13 protein-coding genes and 3 pseudogenes are annotated in these 14,656 nt (G+C 64.4%); 8 read left to right on the top strand and 8 right to left on the bottom strand.

Annotation, left to right across the window (positions count from 1 at the left end):
- Positions 1–30 precede the first annotated feature (30 nt).
- The 4 genes from ACTJKF_RS07720 (at position 31) to ACTJKF_RS07705 (ending at position 3,170) form a co-directional block, all read left to right on the top strand.
- The gene (locus ACTJKF_RS07720; RefSeq protein ID WP_440622973.1) at positions 31–693 is read left to right on the top strand and encodes a response regulator; all 663 of its coding nucleotides are present in this window, start codon (positions 31–33) and stop codon (positions 691–693) included.
- Entirely contained in the window at positions 693–2,042 is a 1,350-nt protein-coding gene (locus ACTJKF_RS07715; protein ID WP_440623001.1) for an ATP-binding protein, read from the top strand. The genes ACTJKF_RS07720 and ACTJKF_RS07715 overlap by 1 nt, the downstream gene beginning before the upstream one ends.
- Positions 2,043–2,360: 318 nt before the next feature.
- The gene (locus ACTJKF_RS07710) at positions 2,361–2,654 is read left to right on the top strand and encodes a hypothetical protein (protein ID WP_440622972.1); all 294 of its coding nucleotides are present in this window, start codon (positions 2,361–2,363) and stop codon (positions 2,652–2,654) included.
- Between the two features lie 72 nt (positions 2,655–2,726).
- On the top strand, positions 2,727–3,170 hold the full coding sequence (locus ACTJKF_RS07705; RefSeq protein WP_440622971.1) for a hypothetical protein: 444 nt from the start codon (positions 2,727–2,729) through the stop codon (positions 3,168–3,170).
- A gap of 304 nt (positions 3,171–3,474) precedes the next feature.
- Here the strand turns inward: ACTJKF_RS07705 and ACTJKF_RS07700 are convergent, their stop codons facing one another.
- Genes ACTJKF_RS07700 through ACTJKF_RS07690 form a run of 3 tightly spaced genes read right to left on the bottom strand, consistent with a single transcriptional unit; the run spans position 3,475 to position 5,797 of the window.
- Positions 3,475–4,806 carry an ATP-binding protein gene (locus tag ACTJKF_RS07700; protein ID WP_440622970.1) on the bottom strand — a complete coding sequence of 444 codons (1,332 nt, stop codon included), beginning with the start codon at positions 4,804–4,806 and terminating at the stop codon, positions 3,475–3,477.
- Entirely contained in the window at positions 4,803–5,465 is a 663-nt protein-coding gene (locus ACTJKF_RS07695; protein WP_440622969.1) for a response regulator, read from the bottom strand. The genes ACTJKF_RS07700 and ACTJKF_RS07695 overlap by 4 nt, the downstream gene beginning before the upstream one ends.
- On the bottom strand, positions 5,447–5,797 hold the full coding sequence (locus tag ACTJKF_RS07690; protein WP_440622968.1) for a DUF4148 domain-containing protein: 351 nt from the start codon (positions 5,795–5,797) through the stop codon (positions 5,447–5,449). Before ACTJKF_RS07690 ends, ACTJKF_RS07695 begins: the two co-directional genes overlap by 19 nt.
- Before the next feature lie 264 nt (positions 5,798–6,061).
- Between ACTJKF_RS07690 and ACTJKF_RS07685 the strand changes: the two are divergent.
- Positions 6,062–7,618, top strand: a pseudogene (locus ACTJKF_RS07685) (efflux RND transporter permease subunit); the annotation flags it as partial.
- 468 nt (positions 7,619–8,086) lie between these two features.
- On the opposite strand, the gene ACTJKF_RS07680 reads toward ACTJKF_RS07685, so the two are convergent.
- The 3 genes and pseudogenes from ACTJKF_RS07680 to ACTJKF_RS07670 form a co-directional block, all read right to left on the bottom strand.
- Entirely contained in the window at positions 8,087–8,659 is a 573-nt protein-coding gene (locus ACTJKF_RS07680; RefSeq protein ID WP_440622967.1) for a DUF4148 domain-containing protein, read from the bottom strand.
- A gap of 420 nt (positions 8,660–9,079) precedes the next feature.
- On the bottom strand, positions 9,080–9,310 hold the full coding sequence (locus tag ACTJKF_RS07675; protein ID WP_440622966.1) for a hypothetical protein: 231 nt from the start codon (positions 9,308–9,310) through the stop codon (positions 9,080–9,082).
- A gap of 106 nt (positions 9,311–9,416) precedes the next feature.
- Positions 9,417–9,527 (bottom strand): annotated as a pseudogene (locus tag ACTJKF_RS07670) (class II histone deacetylase); the annotation flags it as partial.
- A gap of 12 nt (positions 9,528–9,539) precedes the next feature.
- Here ACTJKF_RS07670 and ACTJKF_RS07665 point away from each other — a divergent pair.
- Positions 9,540–9,740, top strand: a pseudogene (locus ACTJKF_RS07665) (DNA-binding response regulator); the annotation flags it as partial.
- A 154-nt stretch (positions 9,741–9,894) separates the two neighbouring features.
- Positions 9,895–10,893, top strand: a complete 999-nt coding sequence (locus ACTJKF_RS07660; protein WP_440622965.1) for a 2-dehydropantoate 2-reductase — start codon at positions 9,895–9,897, stop codon at positions 10,891–10,893.
- A 283-nt stretch (positions 10,894–11,176) separates the two neighbouring features.
- Here the strand turns inward: ACTJKF_RS07660 and ACTJKF_RS07655 are convergent, their stop codons facing one another.
- Complete coding sequence (locus ACTJKF_RS07655; protein ID WP_440622964.1) at positions 11,177–11,626, bottom strand: MarR family winged helix-turn-helix transcriptional regulator; 450 nt, start codon at positions 11,624–11,626, stop codon at positions 11,177–11,179.
- Positions 11,627–11,688: 62 nt separating this feature from the next.
- Entirely contained in the window at positions 11,689–12,834 is a 1,146-nt protein-coding gene (locus ACTJKF_RS07650) for a glycerate kinase (RefSeq protein ID WP_440622963.1), read from the bottom strand.
- Positions 12,835–13,222: 388 nt separating this feature from the next.
- Here ACTJKF_RS07650 and tig point away from each other — a divergent pair, with 388 nt between their 5' ends.
- Positions 13,223–14,569: a trigger factor gene (gene tig, locus ACTJKF_RS07645; protein WP_440622962.1), complete on the top strand. Its 1,347-nt coding sequence runs from the start codon at positions 13,223–13,225 to the stop codon at positions 14,567–14,569.
- Positions 14,570–14,656 lie beyond the last annotated feature (87 nt).

Here is a 14,656-nt window from a genome sequence, read left to right as displayed (position 1 = left end):
CATGTCCGGAACCAACAGGAACGCGACGCCATGCGGGTGTTACTCGTCGAAGACGACAAACTGATTGGAAGCGGTGTGGAGGACGGCCTGATCGAAGCCGGCATGACGGTCGACTGGGCGCACGACGGCAGGCACGCGCAGCTCGCGCTCGAAACCACGCCATACGACCTCGTCGTGCTCGATCTCGGCCTGCCTCGCCTGTCCGGGGTGGAATTGCTGGACTGGCTTCGCAAGCGGCGTGACCATACACCGGTGATGGTGATGACCGCGCGCGACACAGTGGCCGACCGCGTGAGCGGCTTGAGCGCCGGCGCGGACGACTATCTCGGCAAGCCGTTCGACCTGACCGAGCTGATCGCCCGCTGCCGGGCGCTCGTGCGCCGTTCGCAGGGGCGCGGCACCGACACGATCGAATACGGCGACATGTCGGTCGATCCCGCATTGATGACGGTGACGCGCGGCACCGAACGAATCGCGCTGACGTCGCGCGAATGCGCGTTGCTCGTCGAACTGCTGGCGAACCAGGGACGCCCGCTCTCGCGCGCGCGCCTCCAGGACAGCCTCTACGGCTGGAACGAGGAAATCGAAAGCAATGCGATCGAAGTGCACGTGTCGAATCTGCGCAAGAAGCTGGGGGCCGACTTGATCCGGACGATCCGCGGCGTCGGCTACGTGGTGGAGAAGGCATCGTGATGCGCTCGATCCGGCAACGGCTCACCTTGCTCGTACTGTCGGGCGTCGTGGTGGTCTGGGCCTACTCGCTGGTGTCGAGCTACCGCCAGGCGATTCACGAAGCGGAAGAATGGGATGAAACGCGCATCGAGCAGATCGCCCAGGCGTTCGCCGCGCTCGGTGCCTCCGATCTTCCGGTTTTTGCGGGCATCGCGCTCGGTTCGTCCGAAGACGACGACGGCGACAACGACGCATCGCCGCGGATGCTGTATCAGGTGAGCGACGCCGGCGGCCGGATCCTGGCCGCGAGTCCCGGGCTTGCGTCGCTCGATCTGCCGGTGTTTCCCGCCGCCGCATCGAGCCCGATCCGGTTCGGCAATCCGAAGTGGCACGCATACGTGCTGACCGATGCCGCGCGCGGCCGCACGGTGCGCATCTTCGAGCAACGTACGCACCGTTCGGATCTGTCCGCGGAGGTCGCGCGCCGCGTCGCCCGGCCGCTTGCGTTCGCGCTGCCCGTGCTGGCCGTGCTGATCTGGCTGGCGATCGGCCACAGCCTGACGCCGCTGCGCACGCTGTCCGAGGCGATCGACGCACGTTCGCCGGATAGTCTCGACGCCATCGGCACGACCGGCATTCCCGACGAAGTGCGGCCGCTGGTCACCGCACTCAATACGCTGTTGCAACGCCTGCGTGGTTCGCTCGATCGCGAACGCGCATTCACCAGCGACGCGGCACACGAGCTCAAGACTCCGCTCGCTGCCATCAAGGTCCAGGCACAGGTCGCGCTCACCGCGCGCGATCCGGACCGTCAGCGGCGAGCGATGCAGCGGGTCGTCGAAGGAGTCGACCGAAGCACGCATATGGCGGATCAGTTGCTCGCCCTGGCGCGACTCGACGAAACCGTACCGATGCCCGGCGAGGACGTGGACCTCGCGAGCATGGTGCAGGCGTGCAAGAGCGATCACCAGCCGCGAGCGGCGCTCAAGCGGATATCGTTGACGTCGCGCGCCAGTGATCACACGATCGTGCATGCGCCGCCGACGTTGATCCGTGTCCTGCTCGACAACCTCGTCGATAACGCGATCAAATACGGTCACGAACACGGAACGGTGGAAATCGCAACCTGGCGGGATGCCGGCACGATATGCGTTCAGGTACGGGACGACGGCCCGGGTGTTTCGAGCGACAAACTGTCTCGGCTGCACGATCGCTTCTTCCGGGGTGCGGACCACGACGAAAACGGTAGCGGCCTGGGGCTGTCCATCGTCGCGCGTATCGTGGCAAAGCTTGACGGGCGCCTCGCTTACGTCGACGGGCTGAACGGAACGGGATTCGGCGTCCGCATCACGCTTCCCGTGCCGGTGTGACGTCGCATACTCACGAATTCAGGCCGGCCCTCCATCGGCGATTCAATGAGCGGACGCGAACAGGCGCGATCAGCGACTTCAATGAAAGATCGATCGCATATTTAGGACCGGCGGCCACCGGTCATCTCCCGGCGCATTACCGAGCGCTGTTGATTCAAATACTCATCATCATCGACGCAATACGTGCAATCAGGCCTGCGATAAGAAAGCCTTAAGGTGTGGATTCTATGCTGATGACGTCAGCCGGACACCCGGCTCGTGCTGTGCGGCGGGCAATCCGGATGAACGTAGGAAGAAGCGCTTTCTGGAGGGTCTGCCATGAAATCTCTACTCCTGATCGCCAGCGTGCTCGCCGCCACGGCGCCGCCTTACGCGTCGGCAACGCCCCCCGCCATCCGCGGTGCCCACTTCGGGGTGGAGACTCAGCGGGAGCCGGCCGACCAACATGGGGTGCTGCCTCAGTCGCAGAGCAACGCTCCGCGGCTGAACGGACCCTCCGCCGCCAATGCCGGGCACGACACCTCAGGCTATGGCGGAATGATGAGCGGGGCCCAGCAAGCCGGCCGCATGTCGTTGAGCAAGTCGGAACGCGCCTTGTACGCACATCACTAGGCTCCTCGGCTTCGCGTCGTGCTTGCGCGCGTTCTTTATCGAATCAAAGCCTTGAAATTGAAGAGGTGGCTCATGCTGCAGAAATCTCTTTTTCTTGCGCTCGGCGTCGTCGGCCTCGCGATTGTCTCTTCGGTCACACGGGCTGCCGAGCCGGCCTCGGTCAGGGTGACGCTTTCAGACGGGAAAAATGGCAGCATGTCGCTGACGCTAAGTCCGTCGAAGGTCGCGGCGGGACCCGTCGAGTTCACGATAGCGAACGAGTCTCACACGATGAAGCACGAATTTCTGATCGTGCCATGGTCCGGTTCCGACGCTGCGTTACCCTATTCTGCGAAAACACAGCAGGTGGGGGAAGACCAGCTGAAAGGGCTGCAAGGTGTCGAAGACCTGAATCCGCGCGAGACTGTAACGGCACGATTTTCGCTGAAGAGGGGCAGATATCTCGTGTTCTGCAACGAGCCAGGTCACTACCGCGCTGCGATGCATACTGATCTTTTAGTTGGCAACGCGAATTAAAGGATCGTCGGCCGCGCTCGTCAGCCAGCATCGCAGCCCGGCTACGGATAACGGTTGCTTCGAATCGGCGAGGCCGCTGGTGGCTGGCGGAAGAAGATTCGAGCGGTAGCGTGGGGAGCGGGTTCTGTTTTGACTACAGCTATGCAGGCCTCGTCTACGCGTGGCCGTGTGGTTGTTGGCGAAGCCGGCCGGCGAACCCGTCGCACCGTAATCACGATGTGCTTCCCCTGAAGCGCGCGAGGGCGCTTCAGGGGAAGGCGGACATGTACAGGAACGACATGGCGGCGCGTTCGGACGTTTCTTGTCAGCTTGTCCGGTGAGGAAAGATCACGCGAACACTGAGCCCCCGCGTGTCGCGCCGATTGGTCATCTTCAGCTCCGCCTGGTGGTGCTCCGCGATACGTTGCACGATCGAGAGACCCAGGCCCGTTCCCGATGCGTCCTGACCCGCTCCGCGATAAAAGCGCTCCCAGACTCGTGTCAGTTCGTTATCGGGTATACCTGGCCCGGTATCCCGAACTTCCAGTACCGGGTGATTCCCGTCTTCCCCCACAACGACATCGATGCATGCGCCCGCGCCCGCGTATCGGATCGCGTTGTCGACCAGATTGTTGAGCAGAATCCGCAGCTCCTCCCGATTTCCCCGCACGATAGCGGCATCCGCTGCAACCAGCCCCAGGTCGACGTGATGAGCTTGCGCAACACGTTCCCGGTCGCTCACGACGGAGCGCGCGATCGCTGCGATATCGAGCGGCTCGAATGGGGCTTCCGGAGCCTGCGGCGCGAGACGCGCCAGCGTCAGCAACTGCTCCGCCAGATGGGCGAGCCTGGACGTGCCGATGCGAATCTGCGTGACGATCTCGTCCCGTTCCTGTTCGTCCTGGGCACGGGGGAGCAGCTCGGCCTGAATGCCGAGCCCCATGATCGGTGTGCGTAGCTCATGGGCGGCGTCCGCGATGAAGCGTCGCTGTACGGAAAACGACTGGTCGAGTCGCAGCAGGAGGTCGTTGATGGCGTCGGCCAGCGGAGCGACTTCGCTGGGCATCGCGGCCGTGTCGATCGTCTGCATGTTGTCGGCGTCGCGCCGTCTGAGCGTCGAAGCGATCTCCCGGAGCGGGTGCAATCCGTAGCCGATCCCGAACCATAGAAAGAGCGCAAGAACGGGGAGTAACGATAGAACCGGCCACAGCAGATGCATCGCTATTTCAGCGACGGCCTCCCCGTGTGCACGTTGTGCCTGGGCGACACGAATCAGGGTGTCGCCGCTACGGTACACGTAGGTATGCCACAGCTGCCCTTGAACGGCGATGTCGGCAAGCCCCGGGCCATGCGGAGGGGGAAGCGACGAGTCGGGGTCGGTGCTGAAAAGAACACCCGATCCACGCCAGACTTCCAGCAATACGCCGTGCGATTGCAGGCCCGACAGTCGATCGTCGTCACCTTGCTTGAAGCCGGTCAGTGACAGACGCCCGTTGCCATCCACTACCACGTGCCGCGCAACCGCCTTCAGTTGATCGCTCAGAAGTTCGTCGATCTCGGTCAATGCGCCCCAGTACGTGGCCGCGCTGGCGATTACGCCGATCAACAGCGTCGCGGGCACGAGCCACAGCAGGAGTCTGCGCCGGAGCGATTTCATCCGGGCTCTCCGATCCGGTATCCGATACCGCGTACAGTCACGATGACGTCCGTGCCGAGCTTCTGGCGGAGATGATGGATGTGAACCTGGACCGTGTTGCTCTCGACCTCCTCGTTCCATCCGTAGAGGCACTCTTCGAGCTGCTCCCGCGTAACGATTCCCTTCGGACGGCGGATCAGTTCTTCCAGGATGGCAAATTCCCGCGCCGTCACCGGCGCTTCCTCGGTCCCGAGCCAGACACGGTGCTGCGCAGGATCGAGCCGCAGCGTGCCGGACTGGAACACCGTTTGTACGTTTCCCGTTTGCCTTCGGGAGACGACGCGGATTCGTGCGAGCAGTTCTTCCAGCGCGAAAGGTTTGACAAGGTAGTCATCCGCTCCCGCATCCAGGCCGGCCACGCGATCGCCGATGGTATCGCGGGCAGTGACGATGATGACCGGGGTCGGGTCGTTTCGCTGCCTCAACCTCGTGAGCACGGAGGCGCCATCCTGCTTGGGGAGTCCGAGGTCGAGCAGCATCAGACCGTACTGTGTCGAGCGCAATGCGGTCAATGCGGCTTCGCCGTCCCGAACCCAGTCGACAGCGAAACCCGATTGGCGCAGCCCGCGCAGCACGCCGCTGCCGATCTGCTCATCGTCCTCTACCAGCAAGATGCGCATGCCGGCTCCATTTCGTTTGATTGCCACGACGCAATCGACGGATCGTTCCCGGACAGCGCATACGAAGGCGAATGGAACAACGGCGCGGAACGGGTCACCGCCTGTCGGGCAAGGTTCCCGGAGAATTCGCGCGCAACGGTCGCAGCTGCGGCCTGGATCGACGCCGGATACATGTTGCCCTTTCTCGACGGGTAGTAACCGGCGTCCTCAAACTGGATCAATTGATTGCGGACCTGTCCCCGAGTGAGCGGAGTGCGTGACGTTTGAGAAAGCGCCAGTGCCGGCACGAGCATGATCGCAGCCAGAGCCGTGAATTTCACTGCTGAACCCATCGCCTTGGCCTCCTGAAAGTCCCGGATCGACGCCCGTGCTGAATTTCATGGCGAGATCATGACGGCGAAGGCTTAAGGAATGGTTAACAGGCGCCGGCCCGGCCGCGCCTCGACTCATGCCCAGGGCAACAGATGCCGCCTGGCGTGCACCTCGCGATCTGGTATGACCAGAGTCAGCTCGTGATCGCGTCCGCATCGAGTGTGCGCGACGCGATCCTGATCGGCGTGGTACTGACCAAAGAGCATCGTGAGTCGAGTCTGTCGCATTGGATGAACACGCGTTATGCGGTGCTGATCGAGCGTGTCAGCCGCAGGCCGGTTCTCGCCCTGGCCGGCGTGGCGCCGCTGCTGATCGTGGCCGTACTGGCATTCACGCGGGTGGGCAGCGGGTTCATGCCGTCGATGGACGAGGGCGGATTCGTACTCGACTACCACACGGCACCGGGAACCTCGGTCACCGAAACCGATCGCCTGATGCGGGAAGTCGAGACGATCATCCGCGAGAATCCCAACGTCGCGACTTATTCGAGACGCACCGGCGCAGGCCTTGGCGGCGATCTCAACGAGCCCAACAAAGGCGACTTCTTCGTGCGTTTGAAGTCCGGTTCCCGCGAGCCGATCGATACCGTGATGGAAGAGATCCGGTCGAAGATTGAAGCGAATGTACCCGGCGTGAACATCGAACTCGCGCAACTGATGGAGGACCTCATCGGCGACCTGACTGCTGTGCCGCAACCGGTGCAGATCAAGATCTATTCGGACGATCCTCACGTGCTGGAATCGACTGCACGGCGGGTCGCGGCCCGGATCGGAAAAATTCAGGGCATCGTCGACGTCGACGACGGCATCAATCCGGCAGGCGATGCACTCGATCTTCACGTCCGGCCCGATGCGGCGGCGGCCGAAGGCATGGACCCGCAGACCATCGCGCAGCAAGTATCGGATCTGCTCGAGGGAAACGTGGCCACGCAATTCCAGCAGGGACCGAAGACAGTCGGTGTGCGCGTGTGGGTCGCGAACGCGATGAGCATGAATGGCACGGGGCTCGGAGAATTGCAGATTCGGGCGCCTGACGGGCACCTGTTCCCGCTCAAGCGGGTAACCGATCGCATCACGGTCAGTGGTCAGCCGGAGATCAGCCGCGATAACCTGAAGAGGATGGTGGCGGTCACCGCGCGAATCGACGGCCGCGATCTGGGCTCGACGATTGCGGACGTGCAGCGCTCGCTCGGCGAGGCGAACCTGTTGCCGGCAGGCGTGTATTACGAGCTTGGTGGCCTGTATCAGCAACAGCAGATCGCTTTTCGCGGGCTTCTTGCGGTGTTCGGTGCGGCCGTGGCGCTGGTTTTCGGTCTGTTGCTGTTTCTCTACGAGCGGTTTCGCGTGGCGCTCGCCGTGATGGCGATGCCGCTGTGCGCCACCGGTGCGGTTTTCATCGGTCTGTGGGTAACGGGCATCGAGCTGAACATCTCGGCGATGATGGGGATGACGATGATCGTCGGTATCGTGACCGAAGTCGCGATCTTCTATGTTTCCGAGTTCCAGGCGCTCGTGCGCGATGAGGGAATGGCGCCCGATGTCGCGCTGCTCGCCGCGGGCCGCAACCGGTTGCGGCCAATCGCGATGACGACGATCGCCGCGATCCTGGCATTGCTGCCGCTTGCTTTCGCGCTCGGTCAGGGTTCGGCGATACAGCAACCGCTGGCGGTGGCGATCATATCGGGGCTGATCGTGCAGCTTCCGCTGGTTTTGCTGGTGCTGCCGGTTCTGTTGCGTGTGCTGGTTGCGGGATCCGGGCCGGCAGGACTGTCGGACCATTGAACCGGCTGCCGATGCGGGCGACGCGGGAGACCGACGGCGAGTCAGGCGATCAGCGTACCCGATCGGCTTGCGACCACGGGGAAACGCATGCGGGTGCTGTTGATCGAAGGCGACGCGATGATCGGCGAGGCGGTTCAGGACGGATGGGGGCCGCGCTGGACCTGGGATTTTCCGCCCCGTCTCGCCAATGCGGGCTGATCGTCACGGTCCTGGTGCCGATATCGGATCGTGCATCAGACAACCACGCCAGATCGCCATAAGGCCTTCGAATATCAGGTGAAGCTTCTGTTCGTCGAGCCATGCGTTCATGCGAATCACACGCGTGGATTCATATGCCGCCGTTGTTTCGTTGACACTGACGAGCAGCGGCCGATGACGATTCGCCACGCATGCTGACGGTGGCGAATAGTATCGTCCGGCCGGCGATGGATCGCCGGCCGGAGGATAGACGACGCCGTGAACGGGCCGTCAGTGGTGCAGATAAATCGAGCGAGACATGGCATGTGTCGTGAGGGCATGTCCCGAGTTGCTACCTGCGGATTGTGCGGAACCGTAACCGGTTGTGTCGGCCTGGGCAGTCGACTCGGACGAGTGCAGGCGCGCTTCTGCCTGCTGAATGGATTGCGGATAGTGAATGTCTTTGCGGGCGGGGTAGTATCCGGCGTGCTCGATCTGAACGAGTTGTGCACGAACGTCCGCTCGAGTAAGGCCTTGTCCCGCGAACGCAAGTGCAGGAACAACCGCAAGTGCCAGCATGACGGTTCGAATGGCGAGTTTCATGGCCGTGATCTCCAGTGAGTTGGGAAGGGCAATCACACGATGTGCGATGCCGTAGAAACAGCATGCGCCTCCCGAACTGAAGATAATGTTAACGATGACGTTGATGAGCCGGCTCGAAGGTGCAATGCGAATGTGCGGTGCGCGGGCCCATGTGGGCGTTTTGCGCCGGCCCATCGCTGCAGGAAAGGTGTCGGGACAAAAAAAGACCCGGACTCGCGCCGGGTCGAACGAGCGCGGCGAACGACAAGCAACGAATTTCATGAATCGATCGTTGCTTGCTGCGTTTACCGTCACTCTGCGTGGACGAACGAAACATGAGCCGCACGGTATCGAACCGGCGCGGCATATGCACGTTGTCATGCCATACTTAAGTTATCCTTAAGCTGAAAGGAATCGGGTAAAGCGGAAACCGATGTCTTGATGTGAGGCTCAGCGAGCGCTACAGCGCCCGAAACCCGGTGCTCGACTGGCGAGAATCTCGACTTCAACGGCCGTTCCCAAAAAAGCGCTGCCGGTCGGCTGACCGTCAGCGCTTTTTTGTTGCTCTGGCTCCGCGTGCACGGATAAACCTGACCAACGCCACACGGATGCTGATTTCCGTTCTGCCGCTGACGCTGGCCATTCCGGCTTATGCTGCTACACCCGCCGACAACGTCGCATGGAGCGCGCGGCCCTGGGTTCCTAGTCCCAGAAACTCCGCACCGCGACCGCCACGATCACCGGTACCGAAAACACCAGCGGGATCGCGAAATACTGCGCGTCGCGATCGACGATCCAGCTATAAATCAACCACGCCACGCCAATCGCGAACGTGATGAGGCCGACCAGCACGGCGGCGATATTCAGGACGAGCTTCGAAGGCTGGCGGCGCGTTTTGTCGTTGGTGTCGGGTTCGCGCGGAGACGATTTCATCTGGAGAGGGGCCCGGGCCTGGCAGGTGTAAAAGCACAGGAGACCCCATCTGCACGGATCGCGCAAGGGCCGGCGCAGGGCGCCTGTACGTCGAGCGGTTGGCGCCGAACGCAACGAACCGCTCGCGAGGCTGCTGCGCGATCGCGAGGTCGAGCATCGGATCGGCGACGTCGGTGCGCATGCCGGCCGGTTCTTCGACGACCGCGTGCCCGCAGAATGTACGGATGCTGGCGAATTCGAGTACCGTCTTTGCTCGCTGCTGCAGGCGCTCATCCCGTTCGACGCCGCACGGACCGGCGTCGCGACACGCGTGCCCGCCGGTTCGGTGATGCACAACCGTTTCCTGTACCGTCTGCCGCATGCATGCTTCGCCGACCGGAAACGCGTGCGCAACTGCGATCCGCGCGCGCATCGCACGCTGCTCGGCGCGACGGCCGGCCCGACCGGCGAGAAACCGGCCGACGCGGCCGGTGTGCCGCGAGGAATCGCTCGTACGAGCATCTGCGACGAGCGTGTGCACGAATAGTTGTATCCACAACCATTGAGCGTTATGCTCGTCAGTTCCCAGCAGACGGATTTCCATCATGAACGACACGAATTCAGGGTCGGTGCGTGCGGCGGTGGTCGGTGTCGGCGCGATCGGCGGATTGCTCGCGGCTGCACTGTCGCGGGCCGGCATGACCGTGAGCGCCTACGCGCGCGGTGCGACGCTCGATGCGCTGAATGCGCACGGCGTGCGGGTGATCGACGAGGCGGGCGCCATGTCGTCGGTTCCGGTGCGTGCGAGCGACGACGCGGCCGCGCTCGGTGTGCAGGACTACGTGGTGATCGCGCTGAAGGCGCAGGCGCTGCCGGCGCTGGCCGCGCGCATCGCGCCGCTGGTCGGGCGCGACACGGTGATCGTCGCGGCGATGAACGGGTTGCCGTGGTGGTTCACGCATGGGCTCGCGGGCCCGATCGACGGCGTGCCGCTCGACGCGGTCGACCCGGCGGGCGTGGTGTCGGCGGCGCTGCCGGCCGCGCAGGCGATCGGCTGTGTCGTGCACCTGTCGTCGAGCACCGATGCGCCGGGCATCGTGCGCCGCGGCCGCGGCAACCGCCTGATCATTGGCTCGCCCGCTGCGCGGCTCGACGCCCCGGCCGCACGGTTCGCGTCGGCGCTTGCAGCGGGCGGCTTCGACGTCGAAGCGACGCCGGCGATCCGCACCGAGATCTGGGCGAAGCTGTGGGGCAACATGAACATGAATCCGCTGAGCGCGCTGACGGGTTCGACCGCCGAACAACTGCTCGACGATCCGTTCACGCAGGATCTCGCGTTGCGGATGATGGAGGAGGCGGCCGCGATTGGCGCGAAGCTCGGTCTCGACACGGGGATGAGCGGGCCGGCCCGGATTGCCGTGACGCGCAAGCTCGGTGCGTTCAAGACGTCGATGCTGCAGGATTTCGAGGCCGGACGGCCGCTCGAGACCGGGCCGATCCTCGGCGTGTTTCCCGAACTGGGGCGCAAGCTCGACGTACCGACACCGTATTGCGACGCGGTGCTGGGGTTGCTGCGTCAGCGCGCGGCGAACAGCGGGTTATAGCGGGTTGTGGTGGGCCTGGATCGCGGCGGCGGTGGCCCGCATGGTGAACCGTGATGAAGAACGACGAGCCGTCGTTCGGTGCGTGCCCGGGAGCGGCAAGCCGGGCCGCCACCCATGCGCTCGCGCGATTCGGCGGCCCGCGGATTCATCGGAACAAAGCAACGCGTGGCGATGCGCGCCGTGACGGACGCCGGCGGCCACCACCGCGATTCCGGGCGCATGCCGGCACGGGCACCACGGCGTTGAAACGCGCACGTGGCACGGGTTGCATCCGCCGCGCGACTCACTCGTCCCGTTCGAGCGCGTGTGCGACGACTTTGTCGAGCAGCCGCTCGAACGTCTGACGCTCGCTATCGGACAGGCACGTGAGCAAGCTTTCATTCCACTTGCGCACGATCGGCATGATCTTGCGATGCAGCGCGCGGCCGTCGGTGGTCAGCGCGATCAGCACGATCCGGCCGTCTTCCTCGCTCGCGCTGCGCTCAAGCAGCCCTTGGCGCAGCAGCGCTTCCGCCGCGCGGCTCGCCTGGCTCTTGTCGAGATTGGTGTGACGCGCGAGATCCATGATCGAAAACGGACCGAACGCGCCGACGGCGGCGATCACGCGCGCCTCGGGCAGCGAGATGTCCAGCTTGTGCCGGTACACCTCGGCGATGCCGCGGTCGGATCGCTTCGTGAGCGCATGGAGGCGATAGGTCGGAAACTGATCGAGCCCGGCTTGGCGGCCTTTCATGTCGAATCCTGAAGAAAAAGGGCGGGCCCGATTGTTCCTGTATCGCGCGCTCGGGTCAACGGTCAGTGTGCGCCGTACTTCAGCCGTGTCAACTGCTCGGCTTCGTTCGCGAGCAGGTTCGCGGCGTCGCGGATCGCGACGTCGAGCGTGATCGGGCCCGGCGCCGGCGAGAAGCACCCGGAAAAATGTTCGGACAGGCGCGGCAGGGCAGCCGGATCGACCGCGCCGGACAGCAGCGACGCGGGCACGCCGGCGGCCTGCGCGTGACGGCACGCGATGAACGGCGCCTTGCCGTGCAACGTCTGCACGTCGGAACGGCCTTCGCCGGTGATCAGCCAGTCGGCGCCGGCGAGCGCCGCATCGAGTCCGACCTGCCGCGCGACGACTTCCGCGCCGGCTTCGAACTGCGCCCCCAGCATGTGCAGCGCGAAACCGAGGCCGCCGGCGGCGCCGGCCCCGGCCGACTCGCGGCCGCGCCGGTCGAGCGCGACTTCCAGCAGATCGGCGAAGCGGCCGAGCGCCGCGTCGAGGGGGGCAACCTGTTCGGGCGTCACGCCCTTTTGCGGGCCGAACACCGCGGTCGCGCCATGCGGGCCCGTCAGCGGGTTGTCGACGTCGGACATGCCGATGAATTCCGCTTCCTGCAGGCGCGGATCGAGCCCCGACGCGTCGATCCGTGCGATGTCGGCGAGCCGTGCCGGGACGGGTTCGAGCGGCTGCCCGGCCGCGTCGAAGCATTGCAGGCCGAGGCCCGCGAGCAAGCCTGCGCCGGCATCGTTGGTGCTGCTGCCGCCGAGCGCGACGAAGAAGCGGCGCACGCCTTCGTCGAGCAGCGTGCGGATCGCTTCGCCCATCCCGCGCGTGCTGCGCGCGTCGACCGGCACGCTCATGCCGACCGCGTCGGTGATCCCGACGATCTCGGCCGTCTCGACGATCGCGGTGCGCGCGTCGATCACGCCGACCGCTGCGTCGCGTGCCGCGAGCGATGCGCCGGGCACCCGCAGCGTGCGCCGCGTGCCGCCGCCTGCCAGCATCGCATCGAGCGTGCCTTCGCCGCCGTCGGCCATCGGGCAGCAGCGCACGACCGCATCCGGCCGGGCACGGCGGATGCCGGTGGCGATCGCGTCCGCGACCTGCTCGGCGGAAAGCGAGCCTTTGAACGAATCGGGCGCGATGACGACGACAGGCGCGGACGGGTGTTGCGGCATGGTGTCTCCGGAAGGCGTAATTGGTGTGAAAAATGGGGCCGCGATCGCGGCGCACCCTCAATCGGAGCTTACAGGATGGCGGGCCCGCGGTGGATACGGCGTTCGGCATAGCGGCGATCCGCGCGCATGGCCGCGCAATGGGGCGGGCGATACGCCGGGCGCGCAAGTCTGTCGTGCCGATCTGGCGGTATGAGGAAAATTGTTTGCTAGAATAGTCGATTCTTCCGGCCAAAGCCGTGCTCCGAGCCGCTTGCGCTAGCCATCCGGCGCGTGCAGGGATGGCGTGGCGCTCCGGCGCGGCGTGTGCAGGTGTGATGCGCCTCACGCCGCAGGCAGGCACGGCAAGGAAAACCCGATTCGCTCGAATAATTTTAGGACGATTGAAGCCATGGCTAACGTTGTTGAGAACCTCGGCAAGCTTGAACGCCGCGTGACGATTTCCCTGCCGAAGGACACCGTGCAGAAGGAAATCGACGCCCGTATCCAGAAACTCGCGAAGAACGTTCGCATGCCGGGTTTCCGCCCGGGCAAGGTGCCGCTGAAGATGGTTGCCCAGCAGTACTCGGGTCAGGTCGAAGCGGAAGTGCTGAGCGACAAGATCGGCCAGGAATTCTTCACGATCAGCCGCGCGGAAAACCTGCGCGTCGCCGGCCAGCCGAGCTTCGAGCCGAAGCAGGAACAAGCTGAAGACGCATACGCGTTCGACGCGACGTTCGAGGTCTACCCGGAAGTGAAGATCGGCGATCTGGCGACGGCTGAAGTCGAGCGCTCGACGACCTCGATCGGCGACGACGAAATCGACCGCACGCTGGACATCCTGCGCAAGCAGCGCGTGCACTTCCACGCTCGCGGCGAAGCCGGCGAGCACGGCGACGGCGGTGCTGACACCGCAGCGAAGAACGGCGACCGCGTGACGGTCGACTTCGTCGGCAAGATCGACGACGTCGCGTTCCAGGGCGGCACGGCCGAAGACTTCCCGTTCGTGCTCGGCGAAGGCCGCATGCTGCCGGAATTCGAAACGGCAGCGCTGGGCCTGAAGGTCGGCGAACAACGCACGTTCGACCTGAAGTTCCCGGACGACTACCACGGCAAGGACGTCGCCGGCAAGACGGCACAGTTCACGGTCACGATGAAGAAGATCGAGTGGCCGCACCTGCCGGAAATCGACGGCGAATTCGCGAAGTCGCTCGGCATCGAAGACGGCGACCTGGCGAAGATGCGCGGCGAGATCAAGGAAAACCTCGAGCGCGAAGCGAAGCGTCGCACGCAAGCGATCGTCAAGAACCAGGTGATGGACGCGCTGCTGAAGATTTCCGAACTCGACGTGCCGAAGGCGCTGATCGAGCAGGACCAGCAACGCCTCGTCGAAATGGCTCGCCAGGATCTGGCGCAGCGCGGCGTGCCGAACGCGAAGGACGCACCGATCCCGGCCGAGATGTTCGCCGAGCAGGCAGAGCGTCGCGTGAAGCTGGGCCTCGTGCTGGCCGAGCTCGTCAAGTCGAACGGCCTGGAAGCGAAGCCGGAACAGATCCGCGCGGAAGTCGACGAGTTCGCGAAGAGCTACGAAGACCCGAAGGAAGTGGTCCGCTGGTATTATTCCAACCAGCAGCGCCTCGCCGAGATGGAAGCGTTCGTCGTTGAAAGCAACGTCGTCGACTTCGTGCTGGGCAAGGCAAAGGTGACGGACAAGGAAGTGAGCTTCGAGGCACTCGCGAGCGCATCGGCGCAAGCGTAAGTGTTGCTCTAGCGGCGTGCCGGCTGTCGGAGCGACGGCCTGCACGCCGTTTTTACGTCAAGCGCACGGTTGCCATTAATATGGCGA

This window comes from Burkholderia sp. 22313, assembly GCF_052045245.1.
Lineage (GTDB): Bacteria > Pseudomonadota > Gammaproteobacteria > Burkholderiales > Burkholderiaceae > Burkholderia.
Note: the sequence above shows the minus strand (reverse complement) of the source record. Positions and strands in the feature narration are given on the sequence as shown.